The sequence below is a fragment of the Sulfurospirillum diekertiae genome (assembly GCF_002309535.1).
Lineage (GTDB): Bacteria > Campylobacterota > Campylobacteria > Campylobacterales > Sulfurospirillaceae > Sulfurospirillum > Sulfurospirillum diekertiae.
Genome location: NZ_CP023275.1, coordinates 2,598,130 through 2,617,202 on the forward strand (window position 1 = coordinate 2,598,130; position 19,073 = coordinate 2,617,202).

11 protein-coding genes are annotated in these 19,073 nt (G+C 35.2%); 8 read left to right on the forward strand and 3 right to left on the reverse strand.

Going from position 1 to position 19,073, the window contains the following annotated elements; translation table 11 throughout:
- Positions 1–45: 45 nt before the first annotated feature.
- The 6 genes from SJPD1_RS13370 to SJPD1_RS13395 all read left to right on the forward strand — a co-directional run bounded on the left by SJPD1_RS13370 (position 46) and on the right by SJPD1_RS13395 (position 10,251).
- Positions 46–1,089: an SIR2 family protein gene (locus SJPD1_RS13370; protein ID WP_096047584.1), complete on the forward strand. Its 1,044-nt coding sequence runs from the start codon at positions 46–48 to the stop codon at positions 1,087–1,089.
- Positions 1,086–3,074, forward strand: a complete 1,989-nt coding sequence (locus SJPD1_RS13375; RefSeq protein ID WP_096047585.1) for an ATP-binding protein — start codon at positions 1,086–1,088, stop codon at positions 3,072–3,074. Before SJPD1_RS13370 ends, SJPD1_RS13375 begins: the two co-directional genes overlap by 4 nt.
- A 2-nt stretch (positions 3,075–3,076) precedes the next feature.
- On the forward strand, positions 3,077–6,220 hold the full coding sequence (locus SJPD1_RS13380; RefSeq protein WP_096047586.1) for a type I restriction endonuclease subunit R: 3,144 nt from the start codon (positions 3,077–3,079) through the stop codon (positions 6,218–6,220).
- A gap of 296 nt (positions 6,221–6,516) precedes the next feature.
- The gene (locus SJPD1_RS13385; RefSeq protein ID WP_096047587.1) at positions 6,517–7,815 is read left to right on the forward strand and encodes an SPFH domain-containing protein; all 1,299 of its coding nucleotides are present in this window, start codon (positions 6,517–6,519) and stop codon (positions 7,813–7,815) included.
- Positions 7,816–7,833: 18 nt separating this feature from the next.
- Positions 7,834–8,523 (forward strand): hypothetical protein, encoded by a 690-nt coding sequence (locus tag SJPD1_RS13390; RefSeq protein ID WP_096047588.1) that lies wholly within the window; start codon positions 7,834–7,836, stop codon positions 8,521–8,523.
- Between the two features lie 27 nt (positions 8,524–8,550).
- Positions 8,551–10,251, forward strand: a complete 1,701-nt coding sequence (locus tag SJPD1_RS13395) for a TFIIB-type zinc ribbon-containing protein (protein WP_096047589.1) — start codon at positions 8,551–8,553, stop codon at positions 10,249–10,251.
- Positions 10,252–10,491: 240 nt separating this feature from the next.
- Here the strand turns inward: SJPD1_RS13395 and SJPD1_RS13400 are convergent, their stop codons facing one another.
- The 3 genes from SJPD1_RS13400 to SJPD1_RS13410 all read right to left on the reverse strand — a co-directional run bounded on the left by SJPD1_RS13400 (position 10,492) and on the right by SJPD1_RS13410 (position 14,288).
- A complete protein-coding gene (locus tag SJPD1_RS13400) occupies positions 10,492–11,619 on the reverse strand; it encodes a Fic family protein (protein ID WP_096047590.1) in 1,128 nt (375 codons plus the stop codon).
- Between the two features lie 114 nt (positions 11,620–11,733).
- On the reverse strand, positions 11,734–12,975 hold the full coding sequence (locus SJPD1_RS13405; RefSeq protein ID WP_096047591.1) for an ATP-binding protein: 1,242 nt from the start codon (positions 12,973–12,975) through the stop codon (positions 11,734–11,736).
- A gap of 134 nt (positions 12,976–13,109) precedes the next feature.
- Positions 13,110–14,288 (reverse strand): site-specific integrase, encoded by a 1,179-nt coding sequence (locus SJPD1_RS13410; protein ID WP_096047592.1) that lies wholly within the window; start codon positions 14,286–14,288, stop codon positions 13,110–13,112.
- Between the two features lie 481 nt (positions 14,289–14,769).
- On the opposite strand from SJPD1_RS13410, the gene SJPD1_RS13415 reads away from it, so the two are divergent.
- Both SJPD1_RS13415 and SJPD1_RS13420 read left to right on the forward strand, forming a co-directional pair.
- Complete coding sequence (locus SJPD1_RS13415; protein ID WP_096047593.1) at positions 14,770–15,993, forward strand: MdtA/MuxA family multidrug efflux RND transporter periplasmic adaptor subunit; 1,224 nt, start codon at positions 14,770–14,772, stop codon at positions 15,991–15,993.
- On the forward strand, positions 15,990–19,073 hold the full coding sequence (locus SJPD1_RS13420) for an MdtB/MuxB family multidrug efflux RND transporter permease subunit (protein WP_096047594.1): 3,084 nt from the start codon (positions 15,990–15,992) through the stop codon (positions 19,071–19,073). Before SJPD1_RS13415 ends, SJPD1_RS13420 begins: the two co-directional genes overlap by 4 nt.

The window sequence follows — 19,073 nt, forward strand, 5'->3', positions numbered from 1 at the left end:
CATTTCTTATTTGGAGCAGGTGTTAGTTCTGGTTCCATCCCAACTATGAAAAACTTTATAGAAAAGATTGAAAAACAACTATCTGCAAATCAAGCTACTTTAAAAATATTTCAAACACTGATTTCTAATACTGACAATAATCTTGAAAGTGTCTTGGGAGTTTTATACTCCAAAAGAGAATATCAAAAGGGTATAAAAGAAGAAGATTCAGATACAGAAACGCTTATTAAGATAATAGAAAAAACAATATTTGATGGAATTAATGTAGATATATTTTATGGTTCACATGAAGAAACCATAAAACAATATGAAACTTTTTATCACAAAATCACATATAGAAGTAAAGACTTTAATAGAGTGAATATCTTCACTACTAATAATGATCTTTTTAACGAAAGAGTACTAGATAAGTTGAATATTAATTTTAATAACGGATTTGGTGGAGGGTTAGATAAATATTTTAATCCTGCTAGATTTAGCTACACCTTTTCTAAAAAAATTGAAGAGAGTATTGAAAAATATGAGCCTTTAGATAATATGATCTATCTATATAAATTACATGGCTCTATTAACTGGATTGAAGAAGAAGGCAATGCTTTATTTAATATCAAAGAAATCAATATTAATAAAGAGTATGAATCTGGTGATAAGAATGTATTGATTTATCCAAATCCTTTAAAACAAGGTAAAAGTCTAACAGCGCCATATTCGGACATTATTAGGGAATTTCAAAGAAAATTATTACTCCAAAATAGCGTACTTTTTGTTATTGGATATAGCTTTAGTGATGAGCATCTTAATAATATAATTTATCAAGCACTATCGACAAATTCATCTTTATCAATAATAGTATTTGGTAATTATCCAGATAAATCAATTTTTAAAATCAATGATAAAAGAATTTACAAAATTTATGGGAAAGATGAAACGGTTGTTTCAGATAAAGATGATGACAAGAAAATACATTATTTTAAATACATTGTCAATGAACTCATTCCGAATCTCAATGAAGATAAAAGTGAAGAAATTTTAAAAAGTTTTGTCGATGCATTAAGTAAAGAAAGAAAAAGAGAAGAGACAAAGTCATGAATATAGGAAAAGTAGTCTCTATAAACTTTAATCAGTTTAAAGTAAAAATTTTTTCAGAGATTACAGGTGGGTCTGTAAATCTTAATGGAGATACCTATTATTTCGGAAATATTGGTAGCTATTTAAAAACTGTTAATGCGATAGGTGAATCAATAATCTGTGAAGTTGTTTCTATTTTTGATTCAGACTTATACAATGAAAAAAAAGCTTTCAATGTAGACGGTCATAGAGAGCTTATGCTTAAACCAATAGGGATTATAAACAAAGAAAATAAATTTTCATTAGGTGTAGGAATTTATCCAAGCTTATACACCAATGTAGATATTGTAACCAATGATGATATGCAAATCATACTTGCTAATGAATACGATGAAAACGAACCTAACATACACAAAAGCTTTGATTTGGGGATAAGTAAAAATTTGATTAATTATCCTATATCAATTTCAATAGATGATTTTTTTAATATACATTCGGCAGTATTGGGAAATTCTGGAAGTGGAAAGTCAAATACTATAGCTCATATTTTGCAAACCATATTAAAAAAAGAAAACAACTCTGCTTTAGGGTCAAGAATTATTATATTTGATGTGAATGGAGAGTATAAAAAAGCATTTTCCCCTAAAAAAGAGGGAGAAGAAGAATTTTTTGATAGCAAAGTAACAATTAAATTTTTAAAACCAAATATGAATGCTCAACAAAAAATTGATGAGGGTTATGAAGATTTTTTCATGCCTCACTTTTTAATGTCATTAGATGAATGGAGTGCTTTTTTATTAGCAACGGAGGCAACCCAAAGACCATTTTGGGATAAAGTCCTCCAAGAAACATATAGATTTTATAAGATTGCAACTGCTGAAGATGAAGAGAGCAGAATTTTCATTAATTATTTACGATACAAGTTATGTGAACTTTTATATAGTATATTAAGTCAGGCAGATACAGATACATCAAGAATAACAACAGCTGGTGCTTCAATTTTAAAGATAAAACGTATTATTGATAGTGATGTGACTTTAAAACAAAGATGTGAAAAAGAAGGACTTTACAAAGATATAAATAGTCTTAGTTCTAAATGTACAATTCATTATGGAGAGAATAAAAATCAATTAAGCAGTGAAGTACAAGTAGTAAGCAAAAAAATTAACATTGAAAATGTTCAAAATGTTTTAGATAAAAGAATTCAAAATGGTGAATTTTTCGATTATAGATTTTTAAAAATATCTGCCGAAATTACTTTGCTTGAAGAAGATGCTCATGGCAATAGGCAAATGAGGGGCTATACTGCGACCATGATGACACGGTTGGATTATTTTTTAGATAATTACGATTGTAATTTTATGAGAGAAATTCCGAGTGATGTTAAAAACCCAAAAACATATTTGGAATATATTTTTGGTGCAAATACAGACAAAATACAACTTATTATTTTAGATACAAGTGAGTTAGGAATAGATATTTTAGAAACTTTAACAAGTGTAGTTTCAAGATTGATTTTTTCACAAAGAAAAGAATTAGTTGGCAATGAAAGAAGAAAAAATCCTGTTCATCTTGTCTTGGATGAAGCACATAGATATATAAAAAAAGATTACAAGTATTTGTTAAGAGAAAATATTTTTGAGAGAATAGCAAGGGAAGGTAGAAAGTATTCATTATATTTATTGATTTCATCACAAAGACCATCTGAATTATCAGAAACTGTTCTGTCTCAATGTTCCAACTTTATAATTCATAGAATACAAAATGAAATAGATATGAGATACATCAATGCGGTCTTACCTTATTTTTCAGATGATTTTGTAAATAAAATAAAACAATCAATTCCAGGAGAAGCACTAATCTTTGGCAATTGTGTATCTATGCCTTTGCATGTAACTATATATAAATCTGAACCTGAACCAAATAGTAAAAACTGTGAAGTTTCTAAAGAATGGTTTGGAAAAGATACTATTATAAATGAAACAATACAAAATACTGGAATGTAACCATGGGTAAATTCACAGAAGAAAAACTAGAACAAGCATTTATAGAGTTGCTTCATGAACAAGGTATGACCCATCAAAATGGTGAAACACTCATAAGAGCTGAAAACGAAGTCTTACTCAAAGATGATCTTAAAAACTATCTTTCTTCCAAATACCACGCTCAGCATATTACTGAAAGTGAAATTGCTCAGATTATCCGTACATTGGAAAACTACCCTTCTAGTGATTTATACGATAGCAATAAAGCTATCATGAAACTCGTATCTGATGGATTTATCTTTAAACGAGAAGATGCAAACGAAAAAGACATCTATATAGAACTGATAGACTATGAAAATTTAGACAAAAACACCTTCAAAATTGTCAATCAGCTAGAAATTATTGGATATGAAAAAAGAATACCTGATGGCATACTGTATATAAATGGTATGCCATTGGTTGTTTTTGAGTTTAAAAGTGCCGTGCGTGAAGAAGCAACGATACATGATGCGTATGTACAGCTTACTACACGATACCGAAGAGATATCCCAGAACTTTTTAAATACAATGCATTTTGTATCATCAGTGATGGAGTGAATAATAAGGTAGGTTCATTTTTCTCACCTTATGAATTTTTTTATGCTTGGAGAAAAATCACAGGTAATGAAGTAGAGGTAGATGGTATTGCTTCGATGCACTCCATGATTAAAGGAGCATTTAATCGTGAACGACTCATCGACATCATTCACAATTTTATTTACATGCCCGATAAATCAAAACAAGAAGAAAAAATCGTTTGCCGATATCCCCAATATTACGCGGCTAGAAAACTCTATGAAAATATAAAACTTCACCAAAAGCCACACGGTGATGGCAAGGGTGGTACATATTTTGGTGCTACAGGATGCGGTAAAAGCTTTACCATGCTTTATCTCACTCGATTATTAATGAAAAGTATCCATTTTTCTAGTCCTACAATCATTCTTATCACTGATAGAACAGACCTAGATGTACAACTTAGTAGTCAATTTTCAAATGCTAAAAGTTTTATAGGTGATGATGGTGTTGTCAGTGTTGAAAGCCGAGAAGATTTAAGACAAAAATTAAGAGGTAGAGAAAGCGGTGGTGTTTTTTTAACAACCATCCATAAATTCACAGAAGATATTGAGCTACTTAGCAATAGAGAAAACATCATCTGTATATCCGATGAAGCGCATAGAAGCCAAATTAACCTAGATCAAAAGATTAAAACCACAAAAGATGGTGTTAAAAAGACATTTGGTTTTGCAAAATACCTGCATGATTCATTACCAAATGCAACCTATGTTGGATTTACAGGAACGCCAATCGATGGAACATTAGATGTTTTTGGTGATGTCATTGATAGTTATACCATGACTGAATCCGTTCGAGATGAGATTACCGTTAAGATCGTTTATGAAGGAAGAGCTGCAAAAGTGTTGCTGGATAACAGTAAGCTTCATGAGATAGAAGAATACTATGAAGAGTGCGCTAATGTTGGAGCAAACGAGCATCAAATTGATGAGAGCAAAAAAGCTATGGCAAACATGGAGAGCATCCTTGGTGATCCTAAGAGAATCAAAGCCTTAGCAAAAGATTTTGTAGAACATTATGAAGCAAGAGTAAGTGAAGGAGCCACACTCAAAGGTAAAGCTATCTTCGTTTCCAGTAGTAGACCTATAGCCTATGCCCTTTTTAAAGAGATTATTGCGTTAAGACCACAATGGAATGAAAAGCGTATCTGTGATGAAAATGTTGAGCTTAGTGAGAAAGAGAAAAAGAAGATACTCCCTCTTGAAAAACTCAAAATGATTATGACTCGAAATAAAGATGACGAAAAAGAGTTATACAATCTTCTAGGAACCAAAGAGTATAGAAAGACACTCGATACGCAATTTAAAAATGAAAAATCAAACTTTAAAATAGCCATTGTTGTTGATATGTGGCTTACAGGATTTGATGTACCTTGCTTAGATACGATCTATATAGACAAACCTATACAGCAACACAATCTTATCCAAACCATTTCACGGGTCAATAGAAAATATGCAGATAAAGATAAAGGGCTTGTTGTAGATTACATTGGTATTAAAACAGCCATGAATAAAGCGTTAAAACAGTTTTCAAAGGTTGATAGTAAAAATTTTGAAGATATACAAGCCTCTATTGTAGTGGTTAAAGATCATTTAGACTTGCTTTCAAAACTTTTTCATAAATTTGACAGCCATTTGTACTTTAGCGGAACCACACTAGAACAACTTGAGTGTTTAAACCTTGCAAGTGAATATGTTCAATTGACTAAAGAGCTTGAAACACGCTTTATCTATCTTGTTAAACGATTAAAATCTGCCTATGATATTTGTTGTGGTAGTGAAGAATTTACGCAACTCGAAAAAGATTTTATTCATTTTTATTTAGCTGTTCGCTCAATTGTAGTGAAACTAACTCGTGGCAATGCCCCCGATACTGCGCAAATGAATTCAAAAGTTGCAAAAATGATAGAAGAAGCTCTTAAAAGTGATGGTATTCAAGTGATCTATAAATTAGGCAGTGAAGAAGAATCAAAAATTGATATTTTTGATGAAGATTATATAAACAAAATTAATAAAATAAAGCTACCTAATACGAAGATCAAGCTATTGCAACAGCTTTTAGCCAAAGCATTAGAAGAATTTAAAAAAACAAATAAAGTCAAAGCAATTGATTTTTCAAAAAAATTTACTGCTTTAGTTGCAAAATATAATGAAAGAAAAGAAGAAGATGTACTTGTCAGTGAAGTCCTTGAGGACTTCACTGATGAGATTATTGATCTTTATAATGCATTGAAAAAAGAGAAAGAGTCATTTGGAGATTTAGGTATTGATTTTGAGGAGAAAGCTTTTTACGATATCTTGAAAATGATCTCTATCAAATATGACTTTTCATATCCTGATAATAAATTAATAGCTCTTGCAAAAGAAGTCAAAATTGTCGTCGATGATAAATCTAAATATACCGATTGGAATATACGAGAAGACATCAAAGCTGAACTCAAAGTGGATTTGATAATGTTGCTTGCAAAACATGGCTATCCACCAATTACAAAAGATGAAGTGTTTAAAGAGATATTTGAACAAGCTGAAAATTTTAAGAAATTTAGGCAATAAACAACATGAAAATATGTCTAAAGTGATTTTAAAATGAATATAGCTTCGCAGAATTAAAGTGCATCTATAGATATAGGGGCATTCCAGCTAAATTTCTCTTTGAAATCCATTCTTTTTTGCTTCTAAATTTTTACACTTTGGGCAATTTTTTCACTTTTTAAAATTCATTTTAAATAATCCTTTACAAACCACCATGGAAACAAAATCTTACGGCAGTTTCAGCCTCTCATTGTTTTCATTACGTCTTTAAGTATAATTAGAATAGAATTGGTTTAAATATATTTATAGGCTTCATAATGGCGGTAGTGGATTTAGTTAAATGGAATGGTAACCCAAATATATTAGCTTGGAAATTTCCCTCGGAAGAGCTTTCAACATGGACACAGTTGATTGTAAATGAGACACAAGAAGCATATGTTGTAAAAGAAGGTGTTTATCAAGGGCCTTTTGGTGCAGGTAGACACACTTTATCAACAGAAAACATTCCTCTATTGCGAAGTTTAATTGGCATACCATTTGGAGGAAAGTCACCTTTCACTGCAGAAGTTTGGTATGTCAATCGCGCAACTAATCTTGATATTAGGTGGGGGACACCTGATCCAATTCAGCTACAAGATCCTAAATATCAACTTATGATACCGGTTCGAGCATTCGGTCAATACGGTATAAAAACTACAGATGCCAAAAAATTTTTATTAAAACTTGTTGGAACTCTTTCTGGATTTGATGTTAATACAATGTCGGATTATTTTAAGGGCGTATTGACTACAAAAATTAAAACTGGTATTGCAAATGCAATCATAAAAAATGGTCACTCTGTCTTGGAAATTTCTACAGAACTTGAAGTGCTTTCGAACATGCTAAAAGATTCACTTATTCCTGAGATGGAAGAATATGGGATCGGTCTGACTCAATTCAACATTCATTCAATCAATGTTCCCGAAGATGATCCAGCTGTTATTTCATTGAAAACTGCATTAGCAAAACGTACGGAAATGGGCTTATTAGGATTTAATTATCAGCAAGAGCGCAGTTTCGATGTGATGCAAACCGCTGCAGGCAATGAAGGAAGTGCGGGGAGCGTCATGGGTGCAGGTCTTGGAATGGGCATGGGAGTTGGTATGGGACTTCCTTTTGGAAATGCTTTTGCTCAAATTACACCCAACATGCAGCCTAATATGGCGCAAACTCAAATTATTTGTCAGAAGTGCAATACTGCAAATCCAGTAGGAACTAAATTCTGTGGAAATTGTGGTGCGATGCTTACTGTAGTTTCAAATGAACCCAACAGACAACCTATAACATGTGATAAGTGTAATGCGATCATTCCTCATGGGTCAAAATTTTGTCCAAATTGCGCTGATCCTGTTAATAATTGCCCAGTATGTGGCGAAGATAATCCTGATGGTGCTAAACAATGTCGTCGCTGTGGGAATTCTATGCCAGTTGCATGCTCAAGTTGCAACACAACAATTCCAAACGGCATTAAGTTTTGTCCAGAATGCGGTAAGAAAACAACTCCATTGTGTGTTAAATGCGGAAGTGACTTATCAATTGGAGCTAAATTTTGTAATGCCTGTGGTGAAGCACAGTAAATTTTTCAAGGAGTGATAATGCGTTTATTGGGAGTGTTCAATATTGTAGCAATTGTTGCCAGTATAATGGTATTGGTAATAGCTTTTATATTGGTTCCTGATAAGTCTTGGAATTTATCAACCATTATTTCGGTTATTATTTTTGCATTAGCACTGGGATTTGTTTTTTATACACCTAACATTGTTGCAAAAAGACAAGGTTCTAATAATGCGAATCATCTGGCTTCAATTGGACCATTAGGTGTCATAATTGGTTGGATGCTTTTACTTGCTTCTGGTGCTTTTGTTCTGGCAGTAGCAGGCTATCCGAAATTAGCATTAGCATTAGATGTCTTTGTTATTGGTACATTTATAATCAGTTTATTTATGTTAAATACGGCCCTCAGTATTGTAAATAATGCAACCGAACAATCTAATGAACCGAGTAAGCATTTTCAATGGCAAACCACATTGAAAGGTTTCTGCACTATTACATCAGATGCAAATTCGAAGAATTCGTTGGAAAAGCTTGTTGAAAAATTAAGATATGTGGCCAGTGATGTTATGGGTGAAACTCCACAAGATATTCAAATCGAAAGTATTATTCAAGCAATCAATGATGAATTAACCTTGGATAATTCATCAAATATTCAAAACCTGATTTCAAAAATTGAAGTATTAATGGCTCAACGTGATATTTATTTACGTTCAGCTCGTAGTAAAGCATAACAATTAATTTATTAATGAGGGATAAAAATGTCTTTAAATCTACTGTGTAATGGGTGTGGAGGAGAGATTGAATATGAAGCGGGAAATCAGTCATTGAAGTGCCCGTATTGTGGTGCAATAAATGAAATTGCCAAACCTGAAAATAGAGTTTCAGATCATGTTGAAAAAGTAATTCCATTAACTGTGAAAAAACAGGATTTGGAAAATAGAGTTTATGAGTATATGGCTAGTGGAAACTACACACCTGATGATATGATTGAGGAAGCAAAAATTATTAATCGTCAATTTTTTTACGTTCCAGCATATAAATTTCAAGTTGAATTTGAGGCTACGTGGACAGCTTCATTTGGTTATGACCGTCAAGAACATTACACTGAATATGTTTCAGTAACAAAATGGACTGGCCAAGGGGCGAATCGCAGAGGTTACACAGTCCAAGAACCACAGACTCGTACAAGAACTGTAACAGACTGGAGACCAGCAAATGGTACAGATACAGGAGTCTTTTTTGTTGCTGAATATGCAGGAAATAAATTGCATGAATCAGAATTGCGTCCTACAGATCTTGTAAAGTTTACAGCTATAGAAGGAAAAATGACGGATTTTAACCCATCGTTTTTGCAAGGAGTTGAAACTGAAAATTTCTGCATATCTGAGTCAAATTCATTTGCATCTCTTAAAAATGAGACTAATTCTATTATTGAACGTAGTGTAAAAAATCATGGACAAGGTGATCGACAGAAAGATTGGCATTGGAGTGCAACAATGTCACATTCAAGCAAAACTGTTTATGTGCCAATATGCCACGCTGTGTTTGATTATAAAGGAGCTGAGTATCAAGTATGGATAGATGGAATTGGTAGCAATGAAATAATAGCTGATGCTTTGCCGGAAGATAAAGAAAAAAAACAAGAAGTATATAAAGGTTTTATTCCTGTAATAGTTGGGCTATCAAGTTTGATAGCAACAAGTTATTTTTGGGTATTTACTTGGATAGGGATAGGATTTGTGAGTGCCGTTGGTTCATATGCGCTCTTAAGGCGCTATTCTTTAATTGGGTACTCGAAAAAAATACGAGATTCACTATTGACTCAAATGAAGGCATCCTCTAATGCCATGAATGATTTAAGTGATGATGAACGTAATAAATTGGCAATAGCATTTCAGCGTCCCAAAAAACCATTTTTTGCTAAAATACATCGTGACAAATTAATTCTTCCATGTTTGAGTTTTCTCGCAATTCTTGGTGTCACAATTCCAAGCTATGATGCAAGTCATTTATCGAGGTCACGGATAACGGAAGTAGTTCCAGTTGTCAAGGAAGTAGTTCCAGTTGTCAAGGAAGTAGCTCCAGTTGTCGAGGAAGTAGCTCCAGCTTCCAAGGATACGAATAAAAACAAATCTTCGAATGATACCATTTCAGGTATATGGGATGGAGAAATGCAAGAAGGTATTGGTGAAGTGTCGATGAAAATAACACCTGCTCAAACTGTATATAATATTGTATTGGATGCTGTCACAAATAATGGTAGTTGTATTGGAAACATATCAGGAATTGGAACACTTAAGGGAAAGCATATGGTCTTTACACAAAAACCTGGTGAAGAACCATGTAAAATAAATATTGTGTTCGATGGTGAGACTGCTATATTAACAGAAGAACAGTGCATGTATTATCATGGTTCAGCCTGTACTTTTTCAGGCGTGGTAGAAAAAGGAGACAATTAAAATTGTCTCTTAATCCATTGTTTTTATAATTTTGAGGAGAAACTAGTATTGAAAAAATATTAAAGTCAAAATTGTTGATTGTAATTATGGATATATTAGGTAATCTTTTCACAAAAATGAACTGGAAGAATGTGACTAACGCTCCCTTCCGAACAAAGCAGTTTCACACACAAACATTTTGGTAAACACCTCGATTAAAGAGGTTTTTACCTCTAATACAGTAAGTTCGAGCTGCATTTTTTATATAATAATCTTATAACTCACATTCCTCCCAGCAGTTCCCTCAATCTGTTCAAGACACCCAAACTCTAGCAATTCCGCAATATCTCTTGATGCCGTTGTCGAAGCAGTATCCGCAATACTCATGTATTTCTTCTTACTTAAATTCCCTTTGAAATTCTCTATGCCAATATCTAAAACAAAGTTCATGACTTTGATTTGTCTAGCGTTAAATGGTTGATCTCTATGTTTATCCCAAAATTCTGTTTTAAAAATAATATGATTCAATTTACTTTTGGTATCAAGCAATGCTTGATAGAGTGTATTTAAAAACCATTCACACCACAGTGTAATGTCAAGATGATTATCTACCTTTTTGATATACCCAGTTGTATATTCAAGTGCAGAATAGTAAGCTTTTTTGTTTTCATTAATTGAGCTTGACATAGAATAGAGTCTTGATATTTTAGAGTTTTCAATATTGGATAATACTAAATCAGTAATAGCCCTTGTGATTCTTCCATTACCATCATCAAAGGGATGAATGATAACAAACCATAAATGAGCAATGCACGCTTTGATAAGGCTTGGTTTTTCAGTATTGAACCATTCTAAAAACCTCTGCATTTCATTGTCTAGCTCATTTCGTGGCGGTGCTTCATAATAAATAACTTCTTTTCCAATTGATCCACCAACAACTTGCATAGTCTCTTCACCTCTAAATGTTGCTGTGTTTATTTTACGTAAACCACTATAGCCTTTAGGAAAAAGTGCATTATGCCAACCAAAGAGTCTCTCTAATGTCAATGCTTTATCATAGTTAGTATTAGCATCTATCAGGATTGCAACGAGATTATCTGTTGAATCAATAATCTTCTTATCATCGATCTCTTTCAATCCAAATTTCTTAGCAATAGAAGCTTTGACACTATCACGATTAAGTATTTCTCCTTCGATGGCAGCAGTACTTAGTGTTTCATTTAGCAAAGCATCACATTGTCTTTGAAGAATGGTATCTTTACTCATTGTTTGCGTAAGAGCAAGAAGATAGCCTTGCTCCATAGAGATCTTTTGAAGTAACTGTTCTAGCTTCTCAAAATTGTAAGTAAAATGCGGATAATTATTGTATTGCCAAATCCATCGTTTCATAGTTGTATTCCAAAGTGGTTTAATTAGGATAGCATAATCATACCATAAATGGTACGATTATTTGTATTTAATCGTTTATTGGTCTCTTTATAAACCTCTTTGTCTTCACATTAACTAATACAAAAATCCAAAGAGCCATAATGGAATTTTGTAACCAATGCCTATTTCTAGATCATCACTCACAACATAAGAATCAGGGGTGTCTTTAATTTGACTAAAACCCTTCTTTTTACCACCCACTTCAAATGTATATTTTTCCTCACAGTAAAAATCTCCACTTTTACCAGCAAAGATACCATCATCATTAAGGCTTCGTTTGATTTTATAATAATTGTCTAACTGATTTACAAAGAAAGTTTCTCTCAAATTCCCAATATCAGGCTCTTTTGTATACATTAGATTTGGATTAGCTAGATAAATCTTCTCTGGTTTATCAATAGACTTCATAGCTAAAGCGTTTCGCATCAAAAGCTTAATAAGCCCTGCGTCATCTAGTTTTGAAAGATACTCTTTTAATGTTCTATCATCGGTGATATCTGCTGCTTTTTTCATATCACTCATATTGGGTTCAAACGGTACACTTTTGATAATAATAGAAAGCAATGTTTTGATTTTTTTAATACTGGTACCATTAAGTTTTGGATAGACGTAGAGTAAATCACTCTCAATGGAGACATTGATATTCTGTTGAAGGGTTTGCAAAAAAAGTGTTGTATTGGGCATTGATAAATAATAAGGATAATAACCGTATTTGAGATAATTTTTAAACAAAGGGATAATCTTATGCTCTTTTTGTTCAATCTGTTTTTTAACCTCTGTTGCTATCTCCACGTGCTTTTCTAAAACATCTTGTAAACTATATGGACTAAATTTAAAACCATAGTGCAATTCTAAAAATTCTCGAAAGCTCATTCCTACCATTGTATAGACGATCGCTCGCCTGCTGAGATCATGGCTACCTTGATTAATTTGTAAAGCCGAACTTCCTGTAGCAATAATTTTAAGTTCACCAAAACGATCATAGATGTTTTTAAGTTCAGCTGACCAAGAGTTATATTTGTGAATCTCATCAAAGCATAGTAGCTTTCCACCATTTAAAACAAACTCTTCTGCAATCTCTGTCATACTAAATTGGGCGGTGTTTTGAATATCATCAAGGTTAACATACAAAGCTTCATGCTCTTTATAATATAAGCTCATATATTGTGCAATCGTCGTTGTTTTACCAATACCTCTTGCTCCAATAATAATAGAAAGCCTATGTTCTAATAGTTGTGTTGTTAAAAAATAACGCTTATATACTTGATTATTGAGTGCTATAAATTCACGACTTTTAATAAAGAGTTCTTCCAACATAGCCCATCCTAATGTTTTATAAAACAATTATACATCAATTTTATATGTAATACAATACATATAAATAACTTTTATTGTGCATATCAGATATTCATTTTTTGAGAAATATTTTTACTATCAAATATTAATAACACTTATTTTCTTACTCTACTAAAAAAATCATCTAATGATTCAGCAGCAACTTCTTGACGAACTTTAGAATACCGCTTTGTCACACTAATGGACGTATGCCCTAAAACAGAAGCCACTTGCTCTAAGGTTCTACCACTCGATACAAGTGTACCACCAATCAAATGCCTCAAATCATGAATTCTCAGATGAACGCCTAGCTGTTTTAAGACTTTATCCCAATGATTACGTACCGTTCCCTTATCCATTTTTCTACTTTTATCGCTGAACGCATGGAAAATATAATGATTTCCACTCTTAATTCCTAGAACTTCTAGTGTTCCTATAAGTTCTTTGCTCAATTTATACGTCATCGGCTTTCTGACTTTATTGTTCTCGTATTTGATAGTATAAGTGTTGTTTTCAAGGTTAATGTCACTCCATTGAAGGCTTAATGTCTCATTGAGCCTTCTACCATGCGTTAACCAAATAAATATACTTTTAAAAGGCTCTAATGGATAGTTATACAAAATATCGTAAAGCTCTTTTGTTTTTTCATCGGATAATTCAACGCTCATCTGATTATCAAATTTTGGTATTTGAATTAAGTCTGCTGGATTTGATTTTAATGTCCCATCTAATACATAGCGTTTGAACATAGGTCGAAGAGTTTCTTTTAACGATTTTGCAGTACGAGGGCTTTTCCCAGAATCTAAAATACCATTAACAATCGATTGTAATTTACGTGTTGTAACTTTATCAATGGGCGCCTTTGCTAAGTCTGGTTGAGAAAGTATCCATTTGTTAGCAAACGTCTTATACGAAACAAGTGTATTGAGGGAGAGTTGATTCTTCTTCATATCCATAAATTCTTCCCATGCTTGCTGAAGAGTTGGAATTTTAATCTTCAATTCTTTATGCGAGCCTTCTATTAACTTTGTCAATAGTATTTCTCTTTGAGAAGAAACCTGTCGAAGAGCTTGTAAAAAAGTGGTCTTTTGAGAAAAATCAAATGTTTTTTTAGTTTGTGTTCGCACACAACTTTGATTAACATATGTAATGCGAAGTACGAGCTTAAAATCTCGAGGAATATAGGTTGGAGCTTTTGTGATTTCCTTGCCACTAAAAATTTCATCATTGTTAATAAAATATATATTACGACAATCTACATTTGGGATATTTACTTTTACAAAGATATCAGCCATTTTTACAACCTTGAATATGTTGTGTTAGGGTACACATTAGGGTACACATTTTCATATACAATTATAGTTATGTGTACCTTACAAAAAAGTCATCATGTCTTTATAAAGCCCTAAAATACGAATATTGTAAGCACTTATAATTACTTGTAATTATCTTCATAATCGGACTTAGGATCTGGTGCCGAGAGGCATGGGAGTTCGAGTCTCTTTATCCGCACCATCCCTATTTTAGGGACTTTCAAACAAATTAAAATCTTCAAATTTTTTTACTCGTTATCCATAAATTACTAAAATAATTAAATATCCGTGTATGTCAAAAAGCTTATATGCCTAGAAATAAACTTCATTTAACATTAGATGCCTCATTCCATTAAAGTTAGTTAACATTTCATTGATATAATACCGTCACAGATACCAAACCTTTATTTTCGTTTGGCAAAAGCGTGTCAAAGACTCTTTATTTTACAAAAAGGTCAATTTTATGTCATTTTCCACTCCTTCCGAAACCATCAAAAATCAAAAATCATCTCTCAAAAAATGGGCTCTCGTCCTCATCATAGGCACTCTTATTGGCATAGCAAGTTATTTTACTGTTTTTAAAAGTCAACCTAGCACAAGCAATGATCCTAGAAAAGTCTTTGCTACACGAGTGATGTCCGTTTCAACGGCTCCTGTTCAGCAAGGTGCTATTAAAATCTTTTTTCAGGGTCTTGGAACCGTCATTCCTTTGTCCAATGTCGTTGTGAAAAGCCGCGTGGATGGGCAGTTGATGGATATTTTGTTCACCGAAGGACAAATGGTTAAACAAGGCGATGTTCTTGCAAAAATTGATGCAAGAAGCTTTGAAGTACAGCTCAAACAAGCGCAAGGACAACTGTTGAAAGACCAAGCACTCCTTGAAAATGCGCTGATTGATCTGAAGCGTTATGAAGTGCTTTTGCAACAAGATTCTATCTCCAAACAAGTTTTAGACACCCAAACAGCCCTTGTGCATCAATACCAAGGGACGATAAAAGTAGACGAAGCCTCCATCGATAGTGCCAAATTGCAACTAGACTACAGCACGATTACAGCACCTACGAGCGGACGAATAGGTCTTCGCTTGGTCGATAAAGGCAATATGATCCACGCCTCCGATACCACAGGCTTAGCGGTGATTGCGCAAATCAATCCGATTTCAGCCACCTTTACCTTACCCGAAGACAAAGTTCCTGCCATCACCCAAGCTTTACACGACACGAAAACACTTGAAGTTGAAGCGTACGATCGAAGTGACTCCATACTCATCGCCAAAGGGCACCTTGCCAGTATGGACAACCAAATCGATACCGCAACAGGCACACTCAAATTCAAAGCAGAATTTGATAACACTGAGAACAAGCTCTTCCCCAATCAATTTGTCAATATTCATCTTTTAGTTACAACGAAGCAAAATGCACTGTATGTTCCCAGTGCAGCCATACAACACGGCTCACAAGGTAATTTTGTTTACCGTGTCAAAGAAGATCAAACGGTGAGTGTGCAACAGGTTAAAATAAGCTCTACCCAAAATGGCAATTCGATCATTGAAGAGGGCTTAAACCTGAGCGACATCGTTGTCGTTGATGGTGTGGATAAATTGCGTGAAGGAAGTAAAGTCGACATGAACGCCACGAAAGAAACGCCTTCAAAAGCTTCTCGTACTAAAAACGATACGCAAAAATGAACCCTTCTCGCATCTTTATTTTAAGGCCTATCGCAACATCGTTGGTGATGCTTGCTCTCTTATTAGCAGGCAGTATCGGCTATCGCATGCTCTCATTATCGGCATTGCCTGAAGTTGATTACCCGACCATTCAAGTTGTCACGCTTTACCCAGGGGCGAGTCCTGATGTCATCACCTCTTCGATTACCGCTCCATTAGAGAGACAATTTGGGCAAATGCCAGGACTCAATCAAATGTTATCCACCAGTTCGGGTGGGTCTTCTATTATTACGTTGCAGTTTGATCTCAAATTGGCCTTAGACGTTGCCGAACAAGAGGTTCAAGCGGCCATCAATGCCGCTACATCTATGTTGCCAACCGATCTGCCCACGCCTCCTATTTACAACAAAGTCAATCCTGCGGATACGCCTATTTTAACCCTTGCCGTGACTTCTAAAACCATGCCACTGCCTGTGGTACAAAATTTGGTCGACACGCGTATTGCCCAAAAAATTTCACAATTAAGCGGTGTAGGGTTAGTCAGTTTAAGTGGAGGACAAAAACCCGCTGTTCGTATCCAAGTCAACCCCAAAGCGTTATCCGCCTATGGCATCTCTTTGGAGACGCTGCGAACCATCGTCACTAGTGCTAATGTCAACCAAGCTAAAGGCGGATTTGACGGTCCTAAAAACGCCTCGACCATCGATGCTAATGATCAACTGAAATCTGCCAAAGAGTATGAAAATATTATTATCGCCTACACAAACGGCAGAGCTATTCGCCTTACCGACGTTGCAACCGTCATTGATGACGCTGAAAATGTACGTTTGGCGGCATGGAAAAATACCACGCCTGCTATTTTGATCAATATTCAACGCCAACCTGGCTCCAACGTGATCGAAGTCGTCGATCGTGTCAAAAAACTTCTCCCTCAACTGCAAGAATCCTTACCCAATGCGGTGGAAGTTTCACTGCTCACGGACCGTACGACAACCATTCGTGCTTCGGTTCAAGATGTCAAACAGGAGCTCATCTTAGCGGTTATTTTGGTGGTTATGGTCATCTTTGTTTTTTTACGCAATATCCCTGCGACGTTAATTCCAAGCGTCGCCGTACCCCTTTCATTGGTCGGAACATTTGGGGCAATGTACCTTTTGGGCTTTAGCTTGAACAATTTAACGCTGATGGCGCTGACGATTGCCACAGGATTTGTTGTCGATGATGCTATTGTCATGATTGAAAATATCGCACGGTACATTGAAGAGGGAGAAAATCCCTTGGATGCAGCGCTCAAAGGCTCGAAACAGATTGGGTTTACCATCATCTCTTTAACCATCTCACTTTTGGCGGTTTTAATTCCACTTGTTTTTATGCAAGATGTCGTTGGAAGACTGTTTCGTGAATTTGCCATCACCTTGGCTGTTGCTATCTTGATTTCAGCATTTATTTCCTTAACATTGACGCCGATGATGAGCGCTAAATTGTTGGGTAAAAAACCGATGAATGAACAGGGGAAATTTTACCGTTACAGTGGCGCTATCATTGATGCGATGATTCAAGGCTATGCCAAGATGCTCACATGGGTTCTTGATCGTCAAAAAATGATGCTCACCATTGCTGTGTTAACTATGTTTTTAAATGCCTTGTTGTACGTGTACATTCCCAAAGGATTTTTTCCCATCCAAGATACGGGCGCTATTCAAGGGATCACCGAAGCACCACAAGCCATTTCCTTTAGCGCTATGGCACAAAAACAGTGTGAACTTGCCGATAAAATCTTAGAAAATCCCGATATCGAGAGTATTTCCTCTTTTATCGGCGTTGATGGTGTGAATACCACACTCAATAGTGGACGCATTCTCATCAACCTTAAGCCCCATGATCAACGTCAACACAATGCGCAGGAGATCATTCAAGCACTTCAAACAAAGCTTCATGATGTAGAGGGCATTACGCTTTACATGCAACCCATTCAAGACTTGAGCCTTGAAGATAGGGTGAGTCGAACTCAATACCAATTTACCTTAGAGAGTGCCAATGCCAAAGACCTTGAGACATGGACACCCAAAATTATCGAAGCGCTCCATCAGCTTTCACAATTAAGAGATGTTGCAAGCGATCAACAAGATCAAGGACTTCAAATCTACGTCGATATTGACCGCTCAACTGCAAGTCGTTTGGGCATTAGCGTCGCGGCCATCGATGCGGCACTCTACAATGCGTTCGGACAACGCTTAATCTCAACCATCTACACACAAACCAGCCAATATCGCGTTATCCTCGAAGTAGAACCTCGGTATCAAATGGGACCTGGTGCGCTTGAAAACCTTTACGTCACGAGTAGCACGGGGGCGACCATTCCACTCAGTGCTATCGCCCATATTAGCGAGCGCCAAACGCCTTTAGTCATCAATCATCTGGATCAATTTCCGACCACAACCATTTCATTTAACCTTGCACCCAACGCCTCTTTGGGCGATGCAACAGAGGCGATCCAACAGCAAAAAGATACGCTTGGATTACCCCCTAGTATGGAATTACGCTTTCAAGGAGCGGCGGCGGCATTTCAAAAATCACTGACCAATACGTTACTTCTTATTCTAGCAGCCATTGTGACTATGTATATTGTTTTAGGTGTTCTGTACGAAAGTTATATCCATCCTCTTACCATTCTTTCAACACTTCCTTCTGCGGGGGTGGGAGCTCTTTTGATGCTCTTATTTACCAAAAACGATCTGGATATTATCGCCATCATTGGTATTATTTTATTAATTGGTATCGTTAAAAAGAATGCCATTATGATGATTGATTTTGCCCTTGAAGCGGAAAGGCATCAGGGACAATCACCACGAGATGCCATCTATCAAGCGTGCTTATTGCGCTTTCGTCCTATTTTAATGACCACCTTAGCCGCACTGTTTTCAGCGATTCCCTTGATGGTTGGAACAGGTGTGGGGTCTGAATTAAGACATCCATTAGGACTTGTGATGGTGGGAGGATTGCTCGTAAGCCAAGTGTTGACCCTGTTCACGACACCCGTCATTTATCTCTTTTTTGATCGTTTAGCTACGCGATTCAAATCTTTACATGTAAAGCATTAG